Below are 21,662 nucleotides of genomic sequence, written 5' to 3' on the forward strand. Positions count from 1 at the left end.
CATATCAGGAACGTTCTAAGTTGCGCGAGGATACGGCTGGCAAAACGTAGCGCTCCAGCAGTGTTCGCGGATTTTTCCAACGGCTCACCTTGCTGTCTGCTGTAAATACCACGACTGCGTTCGCTTCTGGCACAAGATAAATTTGCTGTCCTCCATGTCCGTGCGCACACGCGTAGTTGATGCCGTGGAGTCGTCCTGTCCACCATTGGAATCCGTAATCTCCGAATTCTGGATAGCCTTCAACCTGTCGCTGTGTCGCCTGATGCAGCCAATCGGCCGGAATCAATTCTTTTCCGTTCCAGCTGCCTTGATGAAGGCAGCAATCGCCGAATTTAGCCATGTCACGCGATGTCAGATATAGCCCGATGTGTCCCATGGTGTAGCCCTCTGGATCTTGTGCCCAACCACTTCTTCCAAAACCTAAGGGTTCGAACAGATGCTGGAGAGCGTACGTATAGGCGTCAATCCCACAGCATTGGGTCAGCAGCACGGACAACAGGTGCGAATCAACACTACGATATTGGAATACACCGAGTTGATCCTCCTGCACAGGTAAACGTAGGGCAAAGGACGGCCAGCTTTTGCTGCGATGAAAACGGTGGATAAAAGCTTCTCCGAGCTTTTTGCCCGTCTGCCAATACAAGCCGGATGTCATGGTCAACAGATGGCGAATCGTAATCTGCTCTAGCAGTGTTTCCTTCCGCCTAGGTAAATACTCAGACAACAGCTTATGCACAGCCGTCTCTGGCCCGGGCATATCACCGCGAGCCATAGCTATGCCGATGAGCGTGGAAGTGAAGCTTTTGGTCGCGGATCGCAAATCGTTCAGAGAGCTTACTTCATGCCCGTTATAATAGCGTTCCCAGATCAGTTTGCCGTGGCGCAGCAGCAGGAAACTGTGCATTTTAGGAAACTTGGCTTGGATTTCACGGTCTGCCTGATCAAGAAGGGAGACGCTGATGCCCTCCTCTTCACAAGTTCCTATGTTCAGGGCAGACATACGGGCAACAGGTGCAGTGAACAGCGGAGCATAGCGGCTCATCCTTTTCCCTCCTTGTTATGTTTATTTATTTTACCCCAAACACATACACTCCAAAAACCGATAAATAAGGTATACCCTCCTGTGCAACAGCTGATTGAGTACCCCAAATGACATGATGCGTAAAAGATAGGTAAAATCAATGTAAATTTACTGGAAAGCTGAAAGCTGTATCTGAATATGTTATAATGGGGTAGTGATTCAGCCAAAAGAAAATCGGTTAATAATAGTGTCAGGTACATGCCTTGTATAAGGTGTTCCCGACCTAAGCTGCAATTAGACATACTACTTCACTGCATAAGGACATCAATACTTTTCGGCATTCTCTTCAACGGAGCACTTATTTTCAACGTTTTGGGAGGGAGTTACATGGCAACGAAAGGTCACAATGAAGTTAAGGAAAGTCTGCGGGAAATGACTCGAATTTTCCGGCCTAAGGATCCCAAAAAATTTGTAAAGGAATATGTGCGAAAATACCGGATTACAGGAGGGTATGAGGAAGAGTTGACCATGGTGGTGGAAAACGAACTCGGTCGCATAAATTCTTCAGTATCTTAAAGGGTTCGATTACCCGAAAAACTAGAAATACGACTTTTATAAACCGTCTATCCACAGAGGAGACGGTTTTTTTGTGTCCGCCCTGCATACAATGGGATAGGTTTAGTGAATTTGTATGCTCAAAGGAGGCGGATTCCAATAGAGATAGCGATACGAACACCGGAGGAAATCGGCTACATGAGGGAGGCCGGACGTATTTTGGCAGATTGCCATCGTGCGCTGGAAAGTCGTATTCTTCCGGGAATCACAACGCTTGAAATCGATGCTTGGGTGGAGCAGTTTTTAAGCAAGCGTGGAGCCACGCCTGAACAAAAGGGCTATAAAGGTTTCCCTTATGCCACCTGCGCTTCGGTCAACGAGGTAGTATGTCACGGTTTTCCCTCGGAGCGGGTGCTTCATGATGGGGATATTGTGACCATCGACATTGTGGTTAACAAAGATGGTTGGCTGGCTGACCGAGGATGGACCTATGCGGTAGGTAACATTAGCCGCCCGGTAGCACGACTGTTGCGGCAGACCCATAGGGCATTGGTACGCGGTATCGAGGTTGCCCGCCCGGGGAGGACGTTGGGGGATATCGGGCATGCTGTGGAAAAAGCGGCAGGCTGGCGGCGGTTCGGCAACGTCAAGCCTCTGATCGGGCATGGCATTGGCCGCCAAATGCATGAGCCGCCAGAGGTTCTGCACTACGGTCGTCCCAAAACGGGATTACCACTGCGCGAAGGGATGGTGATTACCATTGAGCCGGTATTTACCCTCGGAACCGAGGGGGCCGTGCTCTGGGGGGATGATGGCTGGACCATCAGCACAGCAGATGGCAGTTGGGGGGCTCAATACGAGCACACGATTGCGATTACAAAGAACGGCCCTTATATTTTGACCTCATAAAAGAGAGTTGTGCCATAGGGAGTCAATGTGCGGGGCGTTCGCATAAGGCTCTCTAGGTAAGTTTTTTCAGGATGACACATTCATCGTGGTTGTAGAGATTTTTCGGTAAAGCAACAGATAAATCCCCAGCTCGACAGGGGAGGAAACAGCCATCACAATTCCCGCCACTTTGCCGTCCAGTCCTGGAAAAAAGCAGATACACAGAATAAGCGCGAGAATCGCAAAGCTTACAGAAAACAGCCTGCCGATAAAGATAGGTTTGGTATTACCGATTAATATTGACCTTCCAATAAAATATTCCACCCAAGGATAAAATGCGACATAGACAGCCAGTATGCGAAGCAATCCTCTGGTTTCTAGCAACAATTCTCCTTCCAATCCCAATACATTCCGTAACACAGCATCGCCAGCAAATCCGAAGGAAAGTAACAGGAGTAGCAGCGGCGACAGGATAGACAAAAAGCTCAAAAATATCAGCACTTCCCTGCGCTTGGACGTATAAAATTGAATCACAATTTGATGCAAAGAGCTGCAAAACCAGACCAATAGATTTAGGATTTGCAGTGCTACAGAAAAGGATGCCACGGCCAGAAGTGGATCAGTTGTATTGTTCAGCGCAGCTTGGATGGAAGGATTCAGGATAACCAGCACCAGCGCCGAATATAGCAAAGGAAGATAAAAAGGTAGAAGATGCTTCGCATGATGGATGGTTTGCTCCGCGTTGTCAGGAGGCAGCTTTCTTTTGAGAACTCGGCCTTCTAAAAAAGTAACGACCAGCTCTATGAGAATACCTGCAATAAAAATGGCGGCACCGACTCGTCCGTCATTCGTCCAGCCAGCACGGATCAAAAACCAGGAAGCAATTAGCATCACGATAATACGTATGGACGAGCTGAATGTCATCCATGCCGTTCGGTGCTTGTTAATAATAAGTCCCTGATATATGTTACGGACAGCTACCAATATGTATAGTAAAGTAAGAACCTGAAATACGTTCTTGGTGGGTTCGATCAATACTGGGGACACACCAAATACATATTGAAAGACCAGATTGCCTACGGGCGTCAACCCGATGCTCCAGCCTATGATCAATACAGCCACAGCGACGAACGTACATAAAATACCGATAGAATGAACGGACTTGCGATCATAACCGAATTTCGTGGTCATTTGCCGTACAGCGGTTAACGGAGTTTCCAACAGTAGGCACAGGCTGACGGCGACCGCATAGCTGCTTAATGTAAACGAAGGATGTTCCGAACGAGCAAGCACGGCATTGACGATGACATGCGTTAGTGCAGCAATTAATGACGAAATGCCAAGCGGCACATAAAATGAAACGATTTTATTCAAGTCGAATCCTCCAGTAATGAACGAGTAGTGTAGTGAACGGTTATCCTATCCAACTTCACTAAACAATGAATATTCTTATTATAGATCAAGATTTGGATCGTCGATATAATAGAGTGCATAATATTGGAAACTAGGAGTGGAACTCACATGAACATCAGGGAAGCAACGATATCAGATGCCGAGGGCATCGCCAAGGTGCACGTAGATTGCTGGAGGACGACGTACAAAGATATAATGCCTGCCCAGGTTCTGGAACAGCTTTCCTATGAGCAAAGAACAGAACTGTGGAATGCGAATCTATCCAGTGAAGACGGCCATCGGGTATACGTTGCTGAAAATGAGAAGGGGGAAATCATCGGATTTGTGAGTGGGGGTCCGGAAAAGTCAGGTGAATATCCCCCGTATGGGGGAGAAATAACGGCTATTTACGTTTTGAGTGAATACCATAGTTTAGGCTTGGGAAAGAGACTATTTTTACGTCTGCTTCAACATTTTAATAGTATGGATATTCACTCTGTAATCGTATGGGTGCTAGCAGATAATCCAGCATGTACTTTTTATGAAAAGCTGGGGGCCAAGCTTATAGTAGAACAACATATTATAAATATGAGTGGCAAAAACCTGAACATGTTGGCTTACGGTTGGACACTATTCGGATAGAATACGCTTTTGTCCTTCCAAGGCACGAATTGGTGCGATATTTTGCGTAAATTCCAACGTTCCCAGATAGTGGCCCTCAGCATCACGGATGGCAAAATAACGGATGTAGACAAATTTGTCCTTGATTGGAATCCAAAAATCTTCAGCATCCTTGCGGCCTGCTTTAAAATCTTCCAGCAGCTTCTCAACGACATGCACGCTTTGGGGTGGGTGGCAATTCTGTACGGTACGACCAATGACGGCTTTCGTGCGCGCGAAGATTCGTTCCTTACCATGGGAAAAATAGCGAACAACATCATTTTCATCGATAAAAGTCAGGTCAACGGGTAGATGATTCAACAGCAGTTCCAATTGTTGTACGGATATAATCCCCGTCTCGAATCTCACGAAGCCTTGCGGTGTTCCGGATGTGCCTTCCGTTTGCTCAAGGGCTTCTGCAGGTTCCTCTGCCCGTTCGGGTATCCATTCACGTTCGGGAGCGGTCAGGCAGAACCCGATTTCCTCGCTTTCCCGGGCTATTTTCAGCCACTCATCCTCTGTCAGCTTACTGAGTGCCATCGGTAGCAAAATATTTTCTTCCTTGAATATCATTTCATTCACTTCGCTCATGATATGGGCAAGTGCCTTCCCAATCTGTTCACGATCTCCGTTATATTCGGTGAGCAGACTCTTTGCCTCCTTAATCGCGGCACGAATGCTGTCGTCCACACCCCACATAACTTTAGTTGGACCAAAAATCCCATAGCGTTCTAGATAAGGAAAGACCAGATTTTCTTTGCGGCTATAGTGCTTGTCGAGATCGAGCAGCAGACTTAAATCTTCCAGTAGCTTGTAGATGATTTTGGGGCTGTCGTCCTTTTGAAATTGGTCCGCGTGCAATGACAACCTGAAGTTGACCAATCGTTCGATCTCTCGATTTTCCAGCTTGAAGGTATGAACGGGATGTCCCGGTTGTTCCTCTGGTCCTGAAGGACGGTGAATATCCTCAATGGAACCCTTGAATATCGATGTATGCACGGAACAAAGACGCTGCACTTCCGATACGGGAATTCCCTCCTCAGTCATCAATGCATGCTCCATAGCCGAAATTTCGGCTACGCTTACTCCGCCAACAGCCTCTGCGAAACGCGCTTTGACTTCCTCCACGCTTTTCCCGGCATGTAATTCTTTTATAATTTCCTTTAGCGTTTGTTGGCGTTCCGTTAATTCCTGTGCTGTATGTTCACGGTTGTTAATTAGCTCGCTCATGATCGTTAGCTCCTTTATTTTTGAATGGTAAAACCATGTTGCAAAAACGTGCGTTCCACGGTTTCCATAGCTACTTTTTTTAATGCAATACCTTTGGACAGTGTCATAAAACGACCTGCGGTTTGTAACATGCCAGGCTTGGCGATATCGTGAAAACCCAGCTCTACCATAATGTCCTTCACTTCGGGGTGACGGTTAACAAGGTTAAATATCGGCTCATCCCAGTGCAGTAGCTTATCCATTTGTTCATCCCCTTGATTGAGAACGTTTATCATTTACAGAGTAGCATAGGTCCTGGCGAGCTTTTGTGATTGTACGCACAATTTACATTCAGGTGTTGACAGTTGTAATTCATGGTTTATATACTGTGTATAAGGATATATACAGTAATAACACTGATTACTGTAATAACAACTTCGTATGAAGAGAGAATGAGGTCGTCATTACAGGCAGTGCAGAAGGGATCAGGATAAGAAAATGACAATCATCAAACAGGCATGGAAGATTACCCGGCACGATTTTCGCAACAATCCATATGTCATGCTGTGGACATTGCTGTTTATTGCGTATTTGGGATTTACCATGAGTTTTGCTGTAAGTGTGCATTGGGATGAGCGTGGAAACTTGAGTCCAGTAGCCGATTTTATCATGCTGGTGTTGATTCCGTTTCTCGGATTCATTTATAACCGTCGTGCATTTAAATATCTTCAGGAAGATTCCTATACGCATATGCTAGCCTTTTTCCGCACCTTGCCTATACCGATGAATGCGGTGATTATGAGTCGAATTCAACAGGCGCTTTTGGCGTTTGTTATGAATAGTGTAATATTTTTCACTCTCTTTTTTACGTTGTCAGCTACGTTTCGGGTATATGCGAGTACAGGTTTCTTTGTATCGTTTGCACTTACCTGGATAGGCTACGGAATGCTGATTCAAGCCATTTATATTCATTTAGAATTTCTTAAAAAAGGAAAATCCTACTTTTGGATATCCATTGTCATCATGCTTATTTGTGGGATAGTTACGATTATAGTTCGAGTATGTGGGGCCAATCTGGTATCGATAACGGCATTTTATAGCAAGGAATGGCAGCTGTTGTCTCCGGTAATGTGGGGAGCGCTGCTGGCAGGAGTTCTGGGTATGTGCGTGTCCTATAGGGTGACACAGCGTAGGCTTATGAAACGGGACTTAACTTAGCGGTATGTGTACAAAGATAGATAAAAAGGGGGGAGAAGCAGGTGAATATACCAGTGCAAATTGATGAGAATAGCGCGGAACCACTGTATGCGCAGATTGAAAAGCAACTTCGTTCACTCATCGTAACCGGACAGATTGCAGCGGGAACGCTGCTTCCCTCCATTCGGGAGTTTGCAGGGACGCTCCGCTGCAGCGTCATCACCGTCCGGCGGGTCTATCAGGATTTGGAGAACGAGGGCTTGCTTCGTACCCGGCAGGGGACGGGCACCTTCGTAGCTCTGGTTGAGGACGATAAGCGCTCAGGTTACCGCCTTAAAGCAGTGACTGAGGCGTTGGAAACGGCGATTGACACAGGCATCGCTGTGCAGATGACAGAACAGGAATTGTGGGAGCTTTTCGCAGAAATGGTGAAGAGAAGGTATGAAGTCCAAGTGAAGGAGTGAGGCCCGTGAAGAACGATGTAAATCATCATGTGGAAGTTCCTATGGGGATACAGATAAAAACACCCATTATTGAGATGAGCGAGGTCTATAAAACCCGGGGTAACCGGGAAATTGGACCGATTAATCTAACCATTGAACCGGGATATGTAGTCGCTTTGGCTGGACATAACGGATCGGGCAAAAGTACATTGATTCACCTGCTGACTCAGCTTATCCACCCGGATTCCGGTGAAATCCGTTGGTTCGGTCAAGCGTATCCAGACGGCATGCCAGCAGATACACGACAATGGGTTGGGTATGTGTCAGAGCAGCCAACCCGTGAGGAAGATCGACTCACAGCAGAAGCAGCAGCGGCTTTTCGAGCCTTGTGGTATCCCGGCTGGGATGAAACACGTTTTCAGCGTCTGATGGAACGATTTCAGGTTCCTCAGCATACGAAATTATCGCGTATGTCCAAGGGAGAGCGCCGTAAGTTTGAGCTGGCTGCAGCCTTGGCGCCTCACCCCCGTTTGTTGCTGCTGGATGAGCCTTCGTCGGGTTTAGACCCTTTTGCCTGGAAAATCATGCTGGAAGAACTGCGGGATTGTATGGAGAACGGCAAAACGACGGTCATTATTGCTACTCATATTATAGACGAGATTAAGCGTTTGGCGGATTATATTGTTCTGATGCATGATGGCAGGCTGCTCGGCAAGCTGGAAAAAGACCATTTGCTCGAAAATAGCAAGGAAATGTGGTTTGAAGGCACGCCAGAGGAGGCATCGGAGCTTCCGGGAGTGGTAGAGACGGAGAGCGAAGGCGGATTGCAACGAATTGTAACGTTGGCAGCCGGAGAGACCAGCGCCATATTGGAACAAGCGGGCATTCGCCCCATCCGTGTGCGGCGTTTGGAACTGGATGATATTTTAGTACATTGGTCTGCGGGACAACTATCAGAAGATGTGGAGATATATACGCAGAAAAAAGGAGCGGAGTAATCATGAGCATACTGCAATTGAAAGAGGTCGTGAAGCAATATGGGAACCACACGGCGGTGAACGGAATTTCGCTGAATGTGAACGGCGGGGAGATTTACGGACTACTGGGAGGCAATGGAGCAGGCAAAACGACAACGATGCGCATGGTGCTCGGCCTGATTTACCCTGATGGAGGAAACATTCAATATGAGGGCAAGCCCTACAGCAAGGAGCTCCAACGGACGATGGGTTATTTGCCTGAGGAGCGAGGGTTGTACCCCAAGGTGAAGGTGAGCGAGCAAATTAACTATTTGGGCAGGCTGCGCGGCATGTCGGCCAAGGAGGCGGACAAAAGTCTACGCTACTGGCTGGAGCGCTTTGGGGTGCCGGAATATTACGACAAGCGGATTGAGGAGCTATCCAAGGGGAATCAGCAGAAAATGGGTTTTATTGCTGCTGTAGTGCATCGCCCGACGCTGCTTATTTTGGATGAGGCCTTCAGTGGGCTTGATCCGGTGAACGTTGAATTGCTTAAGGATACGGTGAAAGAGCTGCGGGATGATGGGGCTGCGATTTTATTCTCGACCCACCGCATGGAGCATGTGGAGGAACTATGCCGCCATATTACGATTTTGCATCGCTCAAATACAGTTGTGCAGGGAAGTGTGCAGGAGATTAAGGGCCGTTACCCACGTGAAAAAGTTCGTCTCATTACTACAGGTGAAGTGAACGGACTGGAGCAGCTGCCCGGCGTGCGCCGTGCAGAGCCTATGGATCGCGGCTGGATGCTGCATATTGAGCAGCCGGATGCGGCGAAGTTGATTTTACAAACGGCGTTGGAGCAAACGGATGTGGAGCATTTTGAGATCAAGGAACCTACGCTGAACGAGATTTTCATAAGAGAGGTGGGTGATTCCCATGAATAGACTGGGTACGGTGATCGGTTTTACGTTTCGTCAGAAGGCGAGAACCAAATCTTTTATCATTACAACGCTGGTACTGGCCTTGCTCATTACAATTGGTATGAATCTGCCGTATTTGATTTCATTGTTTAAAGGAGATGGGGCAGGAGGTTCGGGCACAACGGCAGCCGAGCATCATCGCTTGGGACTGATTGCTGGGAGCCAGATAGAAGTGGCGAATCAGCTGGAGCAATTCACCAAGAAGCAATCCAACCCGGCAGCCATCTGGGTGCGTTATGAAAACGTACAAACGCCGGCAATGGAGCAAGCCTTGAAAAACGGGGAGCTGCAAGGTTACGTGCAGTTCACGGAGCCTGCCACCAAGGGAGACACGTTTCCTAAAGTGGAGTACGTCTCTGTAGAAAAAGAGCCATCTCCTGCTGTAATTACATTGTTGCAGACGGGACTTCAGGAAGCTAAGGTCAAAGCCATTATGGGCGGCAATGCATTGACCAGCGATCAAATTCGTGAAATTAGCACACCTGTAATGGTGGATAGCAGGGAAGTAGACAGTCCATCTGAGGCAGGAGGAGCTGTGGGGACAGAGGAAAAAGAAACCTCTATGATTAACTATGGTTTGGTCTATGTACTGATGATTTTATTCTTCACCTCCTCCATGATGACGGGAAATATGATTGCTGCAGAGGTGACATCGGAAAAAAGCTCACGTATCATGGAGATTCTTATCACAAGCGTTTCACCGCTGACCCAGATGTTCGGAAAAATTATCGGCATCTTCCTGGTCGGCCTGCTGCAAATTGCTGTTTTTGCAGCCGTTGTATGTGCCAACCTTATGCTGCCGCATAATAATGTCATTCTTAGCTCAGCCGGGCTGGATCTGTCGCAACTGAATATCGCGGTGTTGGGCTATGGTCTGGTATTCTACATCCTCGGCTACTTTCTGTACGCAGTATTGTTCGCTGCGGTGGGCTCCATCGTTAGCCGTACCGAGGAGTTGGGACAGGCGATCATGCCGATTACCGTGCTGTCACTGGCAGCCTTTTATATCGGTATCTTCAATATCGCCGCACCTGATACGATTTTCGTAAAAGTGGCCGGGTACATCCCATTTTTCTCGCCAACCGTCATGCTGCTGCGGATTGGTCTGGAGCGGGCGAGCCTGCTGGAAATCTGGCTGTCCCTTGGTATTCTGGTCGCCTCCATTTTGTTGTTCGGTTGGCTGGCTGCCAAGATCTACCGTACGGGTGTCTTAATGTATGGTAAACGTCCTTCATTCAAAGAGTTAAGAAAAGCTATGAAGGCTTACAAGATTTAAGAAGCTGTTGTCGATGTGTGATGTGTGGTGTCAGAATTAATGAGAATTTTTTTTCATAATTAGTGAGAAATGAATATTTATGCATCAGTAAACAGTGATTGGACTAGTTTTTAGCTTCTTAGAGTGGTTTTGTGAGTAACCATTATAGCTGAGAAATGTAATTAATAAATGAAATTTTATTTAATATATGTTTTGGACAGAGTGGGGGCCTTGACTCATCAGAAGTACCGATGGATCAAGGCATTTCTACTTTAAATGGTGATGATTAATAATTTGGAGTGAACGAAATTGTAAAAGGAGAAAATTAGTGGTGTTTCTAAACAGAAGCATCAATTGGGTGAACTTCTTTCCAAGATAGCTGCCGATGATACCTTAGTTGTGACTAGAATGGAAGGTCTTGATCGAAATACTGACAGTTGTTGCAGCTGGTTGAACAACTTCGTGAAAGAAACATACATTTTATTATCTTAAACTTAGGAATTGATACAAGAACACCTACTGGTAAATTCTTTTTAACTGTTATGGCAGTATTCAGTGAGCTAGATCGAGAAATGATTAAAGAAAAGCAACGTTCGGGGATAAAATTGGCTAAGCAAAAGGGAAAATATCGAGGAAGGGTAAAAAAAAATACAGATAAACACCCAGGAATGAACCATGCAATTGAATTACGAAAAACAACAGATAAAACTGTAAAGGAAATTTGTACTATTACAGGGGTTAGTCAGGCAGCGTTTTAAAGGAAATAGAGGAAAAAGGAGTATAATAACTGGGGATTATTTTATATGTGGCCTCTCAATCCCCGAATCGTTTCCGTACCCCTCTTAGGAACTAACTACAGGTATTGAACGAATATATTTCATATCCAGTTATCTCCTTACCATTGTTAAATATTATTTTACTATCCAAAGGAATAATATAAATGGGTATGTTGGAAAGCTGATTAACTAACCAGCCAATGACCGATCTGTCTGAAAAATCCCTTCAGTTTCACTCAGTACTAGTTTCCTTTTGCTGTATTAATATTGTTTGACATGAATCCTTTTGTAATCACAGTCGCTAATAAAAAAATAAAACAAATATTTATATTAAATATAATAACTAATTTACTAAATAATGCTACACCAATACTCATACCGATAAAATTGCATAAATTATAAACACCAATACTTATTTTCTTGGATTCTTTCAGTTCCAAATCTAATAAATTATTTAAAGCAACTTGTACAACAGAAAAGGCAATGAAGCAACAAACACTCGTTAAAATGTATACTATGCCTATTTTTGAGTTAAAAATACTAATTAAATAACCTATGAAAAAAATATATAATCCTATTCTATAGAATTTTTTCACATTTTTATTAGTCATATTCTTCCCAATCCCTATACTTGCAAACCCTCCTATTAAAGCACTTATAAAAAATAGGATTCCAGACTGTATGGGATTAAAAGTATAAGAAAAAATATAAGAGAGAAGAAAAACATTTGCTCCTAGCAAAAAAAATAACAAAAAACTAAGACTAGTTATTCTAACAAAAATTGTATTATTAAATATTTTTTTATCAATAATTGGGTAAGAAACGGTATTGATATGGCGAATGAATACTAGGGAAAATAAACTACAAAAAACAATAAAAAGAAAATTAATGTTCAAGGCACATAATAAAAAGAGAATACATAATAATAAATAAAACGTCCCTAACCAATCAAATGGAGTCTTATTTTCTACCTTATTTTCTGGAAAAGTAAAATATAAAATTGGTATAAAAATTATTGCACAACTCATAAATAAAAATAACATGTGCCAATCCGTTATGGATAGAATAATACCACTCAGTAAAGGTCCTAAACCTGATCCTAAAGCCATAGCAAAGCTTATAAAAGCAAGACCTATCGGTAATAATGCTCGATCAAGTACATCTATAATTGCAACCATTGTCAGTGAAATAAAGGCTGCCCCTCCGACTCCTTGTGCCATTCTAGATAATACAAGTAAATAAAAATGATCCATAAAAAAGCCCAAGATAGAGAAAAGAACAAAGATAACTAAAGCAAATAGATATAGTTTTTTTAATTGAATGCTTTCAGCAAGCTTACTGTATATTATTGAACCTACTGTAACCATAATTGAATACCCTAAGATAAACCAACTGCTAAAAGATATAGAAATATTTAAGTCTTTAGCAATTGGTACGAGAGCTAAATTAAAAAAGAAACTATTCATTACTCCGAGTAATACAGTACTTAGTAAACAAAACAATATAATCTTATTCTTCAAAGACAAACCCTCCGTTTAACTATTCCATAAAAATAAGACCTTCTTTCCTTTTGTTATAGTTCTAATAGAAATATAATTGAATTGCGGTCAGGATAATCATATTTAATTGGCAAATCTTCTTTATCAATCTCTTTAAATCCAGCCTTTTTATAGAAACCGTGTGACCTAGTGGCTTTAGATGGGGTATCTAAAATTATCTTAGAAAAACCTTGTTTCTTAGCAAAATCAAGCAGTGCTTCATAAAGCTTTTTTCCTGTCCCAAATTCTTTACCACGGTAGTCTTTATAAACAAAAAATTTCTTTAATACAGCAACCTCCTTATTTTTCTTTTGCAAACCAATTGAACCTACGACCTCTCCGTTATCATTTAACGCTATCCAAAAATTACCGCCATCATTTATATAATTTGAATGAATGTCCAGAATGTCCGGTTGTTCTTTAAGACTAATACCCACTTCATATTCGACATTCTGTACATGCAATATTAATTTAATGACTTCTTCTTTATAACTATCATCGTAAACCGTAATCATTTATTAACTCCTCCAACCGTGTTTATTAAAAGAATGCTATTATATATACCTTTTATTAAGATTTCGCTGCTTTTGCTGCTCCCCAAAGTGCACCTGGATTAGCTCTATTTGGATAGAGTTCTAACATCTTATGGTAGAGCTCCTGTGCTGTTTCCGTTATTTCATTCAATCGGTTAAAATCTCGGATGTAATTTTGTGTCTCGGCGATAATTTTGGGATTATCTTCATTTTCGGGATTCTTATGTCCAGCAACCACTGCACGTGGTTTTAGTACCTCAAGTTTGTCGAGCGCAGCTATCCACTCAATTCGAGTTTCGTTAGTGGTTTCAGCCAAGTAAAGATGAATGTCGTTATAAGTTGCATCCCCTGAAACGATTAAATCAATTGATGGGACGTGTAGAGACGTTGTATCTCCAGTATCAGTAAACCCAGTATTCACCACGATAAGTTTTTGTCCTTCTAGCTCGAACTCACTTCCTTCAAGTTCCTGAGCGACGACTAGATCCTCAGGTATCTCACCAGGAAAGAGTTTATGCCAGAAAGATTCAGGAGATATTTGTTCTTGCATGGCTTTGACAGCACCTGGAGTTGCTATCGCTCTTGCATCAGGGAAACGATCTAAAAGCATCTTTATACCAAAGAAATGATCACCATGACCATGAGTGATATAGATTGTGGTTAAGTTTTTACCACTTTTGACAACCCAATCTACCAATGCTTGATTTTCTTTAATAGTAAGAAATGTATCAATGAGGACTGCGTCTTGTTCACCATAGATAAGCGTGACCGTATTTGCCACCCACTTCAGCAAATCTTGTCCTTCTGGTAAATCTCTACTGAGACCTTGACGCTTTGACACTAACACATCCCAGTTTAGGGGATTTTTTTTGATTTTAACTTCCGTCATGTCATTTCTCCTCCCTGACTATTTAGCGTTGTAAATACTTTAATTAAAAGGTACGTCCAGAATGGTTTTCACATAATATCCTTCTGTTTTCAAATTTCCTTAAGATTAACCCGGAACTAATTGTTAGTAAAATTGAAATTCGAGAAGTTATCCATTGATTTTTTTGATACTATAGAATTGAGATTAAATTGAAAGTTGGTGAACTGATGGAAATACGTCATTTTATTACATTTAAAAAAGTTATTCAATTTGGTAGCTTTACACAAGCAGCAGAACATTTAGGTTACACTCAATCCACGGTCACTTCTCATATTCAAGCACTTGAAGAACATTTGGGTGCACCTCTATTTGATCGGATGGGTCGAAAGGTAAGATTGACTGATATAGGCAAGAAATTATTGCACTATACTCAAGAAATTTTGGATACTTACGGGAAAATCGAAAGCATTGTAAATGATGGTGATGAAATAAGAGGCGAGTTAAGGATTGCTGCTCCTGAATCTTTAACGGTTTATCGACTTGAACCTATATTAAGAGAATATAGAAATAAGTTTCCCCATGTAAGCATCATTCTAAGTAACGCTACTTGCGGAGATAACAAGAGAGCAATACTTAATGGTAGTGCAGATATTGCATTTCTTATGATGCCAACGTTTCAGGATTCAGATTTAATCGTACATTCTTTATTGGACGAGCCTATTGTCCTTGTTGGAAGTCATGACAACCCGCTGAATGTTTTAGATCAAAGCTATGAAAACCAAAAGTTAAACGAGTGTTTGATCACGAATGAGAAAGAATGCAGTTATCGAACCATGTTTGAAGAATATCTTCGAGAAAGAGGAATCTTACTTTCCAACACGATGGAACTTTGGAGTATTGAGGCGATAAAACGTTGCGTAATGAGTGGGCTGGGTATTGCTTGTTTACCATTAATAACTGTAAATAATGAAATCAAGGATGGAAGGTTAAAGGTTATTCCTTGCAAAGGTGATCTTAAACAGATCTCAGCCCAAGTTGTTTATCATAAAAACAAGTGGATTTCCCCCGCTCTATCAAAGTTTATCGATATTACATTGAAACACACAAGAGACTGGTCATGAGAGGAAATTATTTGTTAAGGCAACCGGAGGCCTTAGTTACATTTTCTCCTCCATAATAGCAGCTTAAAGCATGAAAAATAGGCAAATGATTCAGACTCAAGCGACCCTCATTTTGAAATCTTAATACCTATAGCTAAACCATAAACGGTTTTTCTTGAAACGGGCGCTGTAATGGAGTAACGAAAAAAGTCTTATTTCCCAGAATTTATCGAAAAATCAGGCTTTTAATATGAGGATTTCCTTAACGTTGTAATTCCGCATTTTCCTGACGTTACCCCGTAAAGAAATATTAGAAAAGGTAAAGACGGGCACACAACTTTATTGTATACCGCACAGGGGGAAATAATTGTAGTTGACTCGCTAGTACACAACTTTATTGTTCGAAGAAAGTGGTGTCATATTAAATAAGAAAATTTTTAGATTAAACGAGAAAATTATCATAATTGATGTTCGAAGAAAATAAAGTTGTAGACTGGAGTTGCTGATTTTACGCGATTGTCCATTTCAAAGGTCGTCAGCTTTTGAGAAATATGTTTTTCGACTGATCCGACAAATGCAACAGCGGCAGATAAGGAAGCGAAAATAAAATCCTAGACTGGCCGCTGTTGTGGTCAACATTCAACATCGTGTCCCGTTAGCCAAATAACACTGCAGTTTGTAAGAGAGCGTCCAGCCGCTCTGGGTCTATGTTCTGCAGCGACGCCCCAATCTCATGCATGTGGCGCCTTGCTTCCTCCAGCTTGGCGACAAGCTGCTTCTTGCTCTCTGGCTGAGGAGGCGTATATTGTAGGTCGGGGTAGTACCAGCGAAGCTGTCACAGCCCGTAAAGTAAACCAGTGAAAAGTCCGGTTTTTGTTGGTATCGTAACCATAGTTCTGCTGTGCACTCGTTATTCTGGTTCAACGTGGTTTCCAAGGCGCAAATTGAATTACTTTCATCATATGAGAGGGCTCAAGAAAAAAGATTATTCGAAGTTTATATCTTTAATGCTTTATTTTCCAGTGAATCAGGATTATTAACAATTTTAGTGCGAGGTAATGACCCGTCTGTACTTCTGAAAAAACTGTTAGCTAGGGTGCACCTTCAGTGATTCCGACCTGGATCAGTTCTGGTTACCTGACTTGCGGAAACAGAATCTTTTTCAACACAACATAGGTATGCTCGTTTTGCTTAATGTTGTGTTATGGCGACTTTTGTTGTTATCAAAAAATCCCTTTGGCCACAAGCAAATGAATTTCATCACTTTGTAGTTCAAGGGGGACAGCGTATGGTTCGTCTAGTTTATCTATTCATTCGATTGGCAACCCTCTATATCTCCAAAGCGTAGGCAAGCGCTTGAGCTTGGGTCATCTCTTTCCCTTTGTTCCACCATCTATACCATTCCTGTTCCTGCAAACCCTGCTGAATGGCGCTTACACTCTTACGATGTTCGTCAGGAAAATTGGGTATGCTACCCTCATCATAGGCTTGACGACCTTTCTCGGCTGCTCCAAGAAGGATCGCTGCATCGGTCAGCGCTCCCTGAGCGCATAAGGTAATCCCTAACCCCTCAATTCCTCGGGAGAGAACCCAGGACCCTCGATATATTTGGCTTGCGGCAATGCATTTCTTGAAATATTCGATTGATTGATCCAGCTTCCCGAGTTTCAAAGCGGTATACCCAAGACATTCATAGGGACCGGACACTTCCCACTGATCCTGTACCGTTTCAAAGAGATGTACACTTTCTCTCAGCAATACGGAAGCATCATTGTATCGGTGCTGTTCCAGCCGTATTTTGCCGTATGCATGCAGAGAAGAGGCAAGATTCCATGAGTCATGAGCGCTTCTCGCCAAGTCTGCACTCTGCTGTACAACCGTTTCCGCTTCCTCGATACAATTCTGCTTAATGTGGAGAAAAGCGAGCAAACGCAGGGATGAGGCTAACAGGGAAATCTCTTGTTGTTCACGGGCAATTTCCACACTTCGTGTCGCTGCTTCCATAGCTGTTTTTGTATGGCCCTGTATAAATTGAATAATACTCAATCCATGCCACGCTTTGGCTGAATCCGCACGAAAGGCATGGCTTTCTTCTTCCGTGTACAGAAATCTCTCCAACCAAAACAACCCATCTTTCAACCTGCCTTCGTGAAGCCAGAACCAATACAGATGCGCTGCCATATGAAGACCACTAGGACGGACCTGAACACTTGAATAAGACCATTGAAGTGCAGAACGCAGATTGGCATATTCCCGTCTTACCGCCTCGATGCAGGACTCACGTTCAATGCTCCGAAATTGGGATTCAGCCTGTAGAAGGTACTTCATGTAATACCTCACATGACGCTCATAGAGAGCATCTCGCTTGCGATCATCGGATTCTTCACGGAACTTGTCACTCGCATATTCCTTGATGGCCTCCAGCAGAAAATAGCGAATGGAGCCATAGTGCGAGCTGATTTGTGTGGAGACTAGAGACTTGTTAACTAGGCTCGACAAGAGATCAACCACGTCTACCACAGTTATGCGGTCTTCCCGATCGGGTATGTCTGGTTCACAGATGCAGATTCCTTCCACCGCCTCCAGTGTGAAACCTCCTTCGAATACACTAAGCCGTCTTAATAAAAGACGTTCCCTGCCCGTAAGTAGATTATAGCTCCAGTCAATTGTTGAACGTAACGTTTGGTGCCGGGGCGTGGCTGTTCGTTTGCCTACGGTCAGCAGGGTCAGCTGATTCGTCAGACGTTCTTCAATCTGTTCCAGGGTCAGCATATTCATTCGTGCCACAGCAAGCTCAATCGCTAACGGGATGCCCCCAATTTTCTTGCATATCGAAGCAATCCGTTTCAGATGGGGAAGGGAGACCGCAAAATGGGGAGCCTGAATGCTGGCTCGTTCCAGGAACAGTTGTACGGATTCATAGTTTATCAATTCCGTTTCGGAAAGTTCATCCAGTGTGACTTCATCCACGGGAAAAGAAAGCGGAGGGATTCGGTAAACATACTCTTCTGCAATGTTAAGTGGCTCTCGACTGGTCGCCAAAATGGATAACTCTGGTGCCTCTGCCAGAAGAGACTCGGCCACCGTGGCGATGACATCAATGAGATGCTCACAATTATCGAAAATAAATAGCATATTACGGTTGATTGCCGTTTCCAGTACAACTTGTACATCGGGCTGGCTCCCTTGGTTTGACAGCCCCAGCGTGGATAAAAGAAACGGACCCACGTCATGCGCTTCACTGATTGCACCAAATTCAAACATCCAGATGCCTTGCGGAAAACGTTCCGTAAGCGTCGAAGCCAGTTCGACAGCAAGGGACGTTTTGCCGATTCCACCAGATCCAATGATGGAAACTAGCGCGTGGTGAGTTAACTGCTCCGCCAAGGCATCTCTGGATTGATGTCGTCCAACAAAGGTGGATGGCATCTTCCGTAATCGGGCTGGTGCCGTGACCGCGGTACCTCGCTTTTCTTTGCCTGTCTCCGGCTGTATAGCTTTGGTTGTCATCAGCGTATCAAACCAGGCCTTATCAAAATCCTCAAACTCGCGTCTCGTGGCTGAACGCGCTTCCGATAAACGCTTTACAGCCATCCAAAGCTGTTCAGCTTCCTGGCGAGGATCTCCCTTCAGAAACAACCCTTCTTCCCAAAAAACCTGAATAATCTGCTTGAGGTTTCCGATGCTGGGTAGACGATCTCCACTTTCCCATTGCTGTACCGTCCTTGGATCAACACCAACCCGCTTCGCCAGATCCACTTGCCGCATCTTTTTTGACGTCTCTTGTCTGGAAGGTCTCGTACGAATTTTTTTGATCCATTCATGGGGCCAATCTTTTGCGTATTTACTGTCATCCATTCAATCACCTGAATTTCATAGTTTGAGCAACTTGAACACACGAACAAACACGAACTTATGTACATTCGTGCTCTGGATTGTAGCAGATAAAATAATCCATATCAACATAAACAAAACAAGGAGGTAACACTGATGCCTTTAACTCGCATTGTTACACTGAAGGGTCGTCCGAGTAAAGAGAAAACGCAGATCGGGGAAGTTGTCTTGCAAACTGTCGTGGATAAACTGCATGTACCTGCAAACGATCGGTTTTTGATTATTGAAGAACTGGATCGCGAAAATTTGAGTTTTGATCCAACGTGTCTCGACATTGAAAGAAGTGATGGATTTCTTATCATTCAAATCACTTTGAACATCGGTCGTTCTGATGAAGTGAAAAAAGATTTTTACGCGGCACTTGCCGAGCAGTTGCATCAGAAGATTGGTATTCGTAAAGAGGATGTATTCATCAATCTTATTGAGGTTACGAAAGAAAACTGGTCGTATGGCAATGGTCTTGGTCCATTCCTCGCCTAACTCATTACCCATTATAAATTTCGTTTATATAAGAAAGGAAGTCATAACCATGTCAACATTATTATATATTACTGCTCACCCTGGTAACCCGGAAGCATCCTACAGCCTTGCTGCCGGCGAACAATTTGTACAAGCTTATCGCGAAAGCCACCCACAGGATGAGGTTATTCATGTGGATCTGTATCGACGCAACATTCCGTACATTGATGCTGACGTATTGGAAGCGTGGGGCAAGCTGCAAACGGGCGGTACGTTCAATCAACTGACAGTGGAACAGCAGCAAAAAGTAACTCAGTTAAATGAACTTCTGGAGGAGTTCGTGACCGCAGACAAATATGTGTTCGTGACACCGATGTGGAATTTCTCATATCCTCCGGTGATGAAAGCATACATTGATTCCTTCTGTGTCAGAGCTAAAACATTCAAATACACCGAAAACGGCCCGGTCGGCCTGCTCAAAAACAAAAAAGCATTCCACATCCAAGCTAGTGGCGGCGTGTACTCCGCAGGTCCTGTCGCTGATCGGGAGAACGGCAGCCGTCACCTGAGAACCGTACTGAATTTTGTGGGAATTACTGACGTGGATCATCTATACATCGAGGGTATATCTTCAGCAGGAGAGCGTGCGCCTCAGATCAAAGCCGAAGCCATTGGACAAGCACGTACAGCAGCGCAAAACTTCTAAGCAATGATGAAGCATGTATCGTAAAACATGTTTGCATACATCTCCGGCTCACGTTTGTCATTCAAAATCTGTTCGGTACGTCTCCGCAGCTATTCAGCATACTGTTTGCCCTGAACGGACTGGGACTAATCATTCCAGGTCAGATTACAGGGCGACTGTCAGTGAGCATTAGCGGGCAAACTCTGTTTATAAGCGAAATTACGCTGGCAACTGTGAGTGGTTTAATCTTATTCATTGTGCTGATCAGTGGTGGGAGACTGTATGCCGTTTGCACCCCTCTATTTTTCACCGTTTCCAGCGTCGGTATCGTAACCACAACCGGTTTCTCCCTTGCGATGCAAAACTATGTACAAGCGGCACCTTTGACCGGCCTCGGTGGGGGTAAATCGGCCATACCCATGGTCCTAATTATTGTGTTATCTAACATGGTTGCAGTTGCGTGTTATATGATCTTCACCCGCAGAAAACCCGGCAACAATCAATGAATTCAAGGAGGAAGCATAATGAAGGTAACCTATCATGGACATTCTGTTGTAAAAATTGAGACCCTCGGGAAAATCATTCTGATCGATCCGTTTATTACAGGGAACGCCAATACGGACCTGGATGCATCCACGGTAAAGACGGATGTGATTCTGTTAACCCATGGGCACGGCGATCATGTGGGAGATACCGTAGAGATTGCCAAACGTAACAACGCGCTGGTTATTGCTTCGGCAGAACTGGCGGACCTGCTCGGATGGGAAGGCGTACGTACACATGCAATGAGCATCGGCGGAGCGTATACATTTGACTTTGGGAAAGTGAAATTGACACAAGCTTTTCATAGTTCAAGTCATGTATACAAAGAAACAAAAACAATTATCTATACGGGGATGCCCACGGGAATACTGTTTTCCGCCGAAGGCAAAACGCTGTTTCATGCCGGGGACACAGGCCTGTTTTACGATATGAAGGTGATTGGAGAACGCAATGCAATTGACCTGGCTTTTCTACCCATCGGGGACAATCACACTATGGGTCCAGAAGACGCCGCAGTGGCTACAGAATGGCTTCAGGCCAAACAGGTTGTACCGATCCATTTCAACACGTTTCCGTTCATTAAGCAAGACCCCCATTTCTTTGTTTCGTTACTGCCGACCGGGATAGGGGTAGTTCTTGAAGCTGGTGAGGGAATTGAACTTTAACGCTGATCATTTTGACTTTATCACGAAATAATCGGCCGAAAA

Annotated in this window: 22 protein-coding genes; 14 read left to right on the forward strand and 8 right to left on the reverse strand. The window is 43.9% G+C overall.

The features are described from left to right. Nucleotides 1–4: 4 nt before the first annotated feature. Nucleotides 5–1,042 (reverse strand): serine hydrolase, encoded by a 1,038-nt coding sequence (locus MKY24_RS03035; protein WP_069079838.1) that lies wholly within the window; start codon nucleotides 1,040–1,042, stop codon nucleotides 5–7. A gap of 366 nt (nucleotides 1,043–1,408) precedes the next feature. Between MKY24_RS03035 and MKY24_RS03040 the strand changes: the two genes are divergently transcribed. After that, nucleotides 1,409–1,597 (forward strand): hypothetical protein, encoded by a 189-nt coding sequence (locus MKY24_RS03040; protein ID WP_007428354.1) that lies wholly within the window; start codon nucleotides 1,409–1,411, stop codon nucleotides 1,595–1,597. A gap of 105 nt (nucleotides 1,598–1,702) precedes the next feature. Next, on the forward strand, nucleotides 1,703–2,485 hold the full coding sequence (gene map, locus MKY24_RS03045) for a type I methionyl aminopeptidase (RefSeq protein WP_081327425.1): 783 nt from the start codon (nucleotides 1,703–1,705) through the stop codon (nucleotides 2,483–2,485). 66 nt (nucleotides 2,486–2,551) lie between these two features. Here map and MKY24_RS03050 read toward each other — a convergent pair whose 3' ends face one another. Further along, a complete protein-coding gene (locus tag MKY24_RS03050) occupies nucleotides 2,552–3,838 on the reverse strand; it encodes a hypothetical protein (RefSeq protein WP_069079839.1) in 1,287 nt (428 codons plus the stop codon). A 147-nt stretch (nucleotides 3,839–3,985) separates the two neighbouring features. Between MKY24_RS03050 and MKY24_RS03055 the strand changes: the two genes are divergently transcribed. Next, nucleotides 3,986–4,498: a GNAT family N-acetyltransferase gene (locus MKY24_RS03055; RefSeq protein WP_075153691.1), complete on the forward strand. Its 513-nt coding sequence runs from the start codon at nucleotides 3,986–3,988 to the stop codon at nucleotides 4,496–4,498. On the opposite strand, the gene MKY24_RS03060 is transcribed toward MKY24_RS03055, so the two are convergent. After that, complete coding sequence (locus tag MKY24_RS03060; RefSeq protein WP_075153692.1) at nucleotides 4,487–5,746, reverse strand: DUF438 domain-containing protein; 1,260 nt, start codon at nucleotides 5,744–5,746, stop codon at nucleotides 4,487–4,489. The two genes, MKY24_RS03055 and MKY24_RS03060, sit on opposite strands and share 12 nt — an antisense overlap. A gap of 14 nt (nucleotides 5,747–5,760) precedes the next feature. Beyond that, entirely contained in the window at nucleotides 5,761–5,988 is a 228-nt protein-coding gene (locus tag MKY24_RS03065) for a DUF1858 domain-containing protein (protein ID WP_028541118.1), read from the reverse strand. A gap of 235 nt (nucleotides 5,989–6,223) precedes the next feature. Here MKY24_RS03065 and MKY24_RS03070 point away from each other — a divergent pair, with 235 nt between their 5' ends. The 7 genes from MKY24_RS03070 to MKY24_RS03100 all read left to right on the forward strand — a co-directional run bounded on the left by MKY24_RS03070 (nucleotide 6,224) and on the right by MKY24_RS03100 (nucleotide 11,317). Further along, complete coding sequence (locus tag MKY24_RS03070; RefSeq protein ID WP_053324551.1) at nucleotides 6,224–6,943, forward strand: hypothetical protein; 720 nt, start codon at nucleotides 6,224–6,226, stop codon at nucleotides 6,941–6,943. A gap of 41 nt (nucleotides 6,944–6,984) precedes the next feature. Then, nucleotides 6,985–7,386: a GntR family transcriptional regulator gene (locus MKY24_RS03075; RefSeq protein ID WP_023986839.1), complete on the forward strand. Its 402-nt coding sequence runs from the start codon at nucleotides 6,985–6,987 to the stop codon at nucleotides 7,384–7,386. Between the two features lie 41 nt (nucleotides 7,387–7,427). Beyond that, nucleotides 7,428–8,363, forward strand: a complete 936-nt coding sequence (locus MKY24_RS03080; protein ID WP_081376928.1) for an ABC transporter ATP-binding protein — start codon at nucleotides 7,428–7,430, stop codon at nucleotides 8,361–8,363. 2 nt (nucleotides 8,364–8,365) lie between these two features. Further along, nucleotides 8,366–9,268, forward strand: a complete 903-nt coding sequence (locus tag MKY24_RS03085; RefSeq protein WP_068941272.1) for an ATP-binding cassette domain-containing protein — start codon at nucleotides 8,366–8,368, stop codon at nucleotides 9,266–9,268. Beyond that, complete coding sequence (locus MKY24_RS03090) at nucleotides 9,261–10,580, forward strand: ABC transporter permease (protein WP_069079840.1); 1,320 nt, start codon at nucleotides 9,261–9,263, stop codon at nucleotides 10,578–10,580. The genes MKY24_RS03085 and MKY24_RS03090 overlap by 8 nt, the downstream gene beginning before the upstream one ends. A 333-nt stretch (nucleotides 10,581–10,913) precedes the next feature. Then, nucleotides 10,914–11,051 (forward strand): hypothetical protein, encoded by a 138-nt coding sequence (locus MKY24_RS03095; RefSeq protein WP_158451739.1) that lies wholly within the window; start codon nucleotides 10,914–10,916, stop codon nucleotides 11,049–11,051. Continuing rightward, nucleotides 11,000–11,317 (forward strand): recombinase family protein, encoded by a 318-nt coding sequence (locus tag MKY24_RS03100; RefSeq protein ID WP_339201390.1) that lies wholly within the window; start codon nucleotides 11,000–11,002, stop codon nucleotides 11,315–11,317. The genes MKY24_RS03095 and MKY24_RS03100 overlap by 52 nt, the downstream gene beginning before the upstream one ends. A 260-nt stretch (nucleotides 11,318–11,577) precedes the next feature. Here the strand turns inward: MKY24_RS03100 and MKY24_RS03105 are convergent, their stop codons facing one another. Genes MKY24_RS03105 through MKY24_RS03115 form a run of 3 tightly spaced genes read right to left on the reverse strand, consistent with a single transcriptional unit; the run spans nucleotide 11,578 to nucleotide 14,295 of the window. After that, nucleotides 11,578–12,855, reverse strand: a complete 1,278-nt coding sequence (locus tag MKY24_RS03105; RefSeq protein ID WP_028541115.1) for an MFS transporter — start codon at nucleotides 12,853–12,855, stop codon at nucleotides 11,578–11,580. A 53-nt stretch (nucleotides 12,856–12,908) separates the two neighbouring features. After that, complete coding sequence (locus tag MKY24_RS03110; protein ID WP_028541114.1) at nucleotides 12,909–13,388, reverse strand: GNAT family N-acetyltransferase; 480 nt, start codon at nucleotides 13,386–13,388, stop codon at nucleotides 12,909–12,911. Nucleotides 13,389–13,443: 55 nt separating this feature from the next. Then, the gene (locus MKY24_RS03115) at nucleotides 13,444–14,295 is read right to left on the reverse strand and encodes an MBL fold metallo-hydrolase (RefSeq protein WP_339201392.1); all 852 of its coding nucleotides are present in this window, start codon (nucleotides 14,293–14,295) and stop codon (nucleotides 13,444–13,446) included. A gap of 206 nt (nucleotides 14,296–14,501) precedes the next feature. Between MKY24_RS03115 and MKY24_RS03120 the strand changes: the two genes are divergently transcribed. Further along, nucleotides 14,502–15,395 carry a LysR family transcriptional regulator gene (locus tag MKY24_RS03120; RefSeq protein ID WP_023986846.1) on the forward strand — a complete coding sequence of 298 codons (894 nt, stop codon included), beginning with the start codon at nucleotides 14,502–14,504 and terminating at the stop codon, nucleotides 15,393–15,395. 1,308 nt (nucleotides 15,396–16,703) lie between these two features. On the opposite strand, the gene MKY24_RS03125 is transcribed toward MKY24_RS03120, so the two are convergent. After that, nucleotides 16,704–19,232, reverse strand: a complete 2,529-nt coding sequence (locus tag MKY24_RS03125; RefSeq protein WP_339201394.1) for a helix-turn-helix domain-containing protein — start codon at nucleotides 19,230–19,232, stop codon at nucleotides 16,704–16,706. Between the two features lie 132 nt (nucleotides 19,233–19,364). Here MKY24_RS03125 and MKY24_RS03130 point away from each other — a divergent pair, with 132 nt between their 5' ends. The 3 genes from MKY24_RS03130 (at nucleotide 19,365) to MKY24_RS03140 (ending at nucleotide 21,620) form a co-directional block, all read left to right on the forward strand. Continuing rightward, nucleotides 19,365–19,748, forward strand: coding sequence for a tautomerase family protein (locus tag MKY24_RS03130; RefSeq protein ID WP_023986848.1), 384 nt, complete (start codon nucleotides 19,365–19,367; stop codon nucleotides 19,746–19,748). A 49-nt stretch (nucleotides 19,749–19,797) separates the two neighbouring features. Next, the gene (locus MKY24_RS03135; protein WP_339201395.1) at nucleotides 19,798–20,433 is read left to right on the forward strand and encodes an FMN-dependent NADH-azoreductase; all 636 of its coding nucleotides are present in this window, start codon (nucleotides 19,798–19,800) and stop codon (nucleotides 20,431–20,433) included. 503 nt (nucleotides 20,434–20,936) lie between these two features. Further along, nucleotides 20,937–21,620 carry a metal-dependent hydrolase gene (locus MKY24_RS03140; RefSeq protein WP_339201397.1) on the forward strand — a complete coding sequence of 228 codons (684 nt, stop codon included), beginning with the start codon at nucleotides 20,937–20,939 and terminating at the stop codon, nucleotides 21,618–21,620. Nucleotides 21,621–21,662 lie beyond the last annotated feature (42 nt).

The organism is Paenibacillus sp. FSL P2-0322 (assembly GCF_037975315.1).
Lineage (GTDB): Bacteria > Bacillota > Bacilli > Paenibacillales > Paenibacillaceae > Paenibacillus > Paenibacillus polymyxa_B.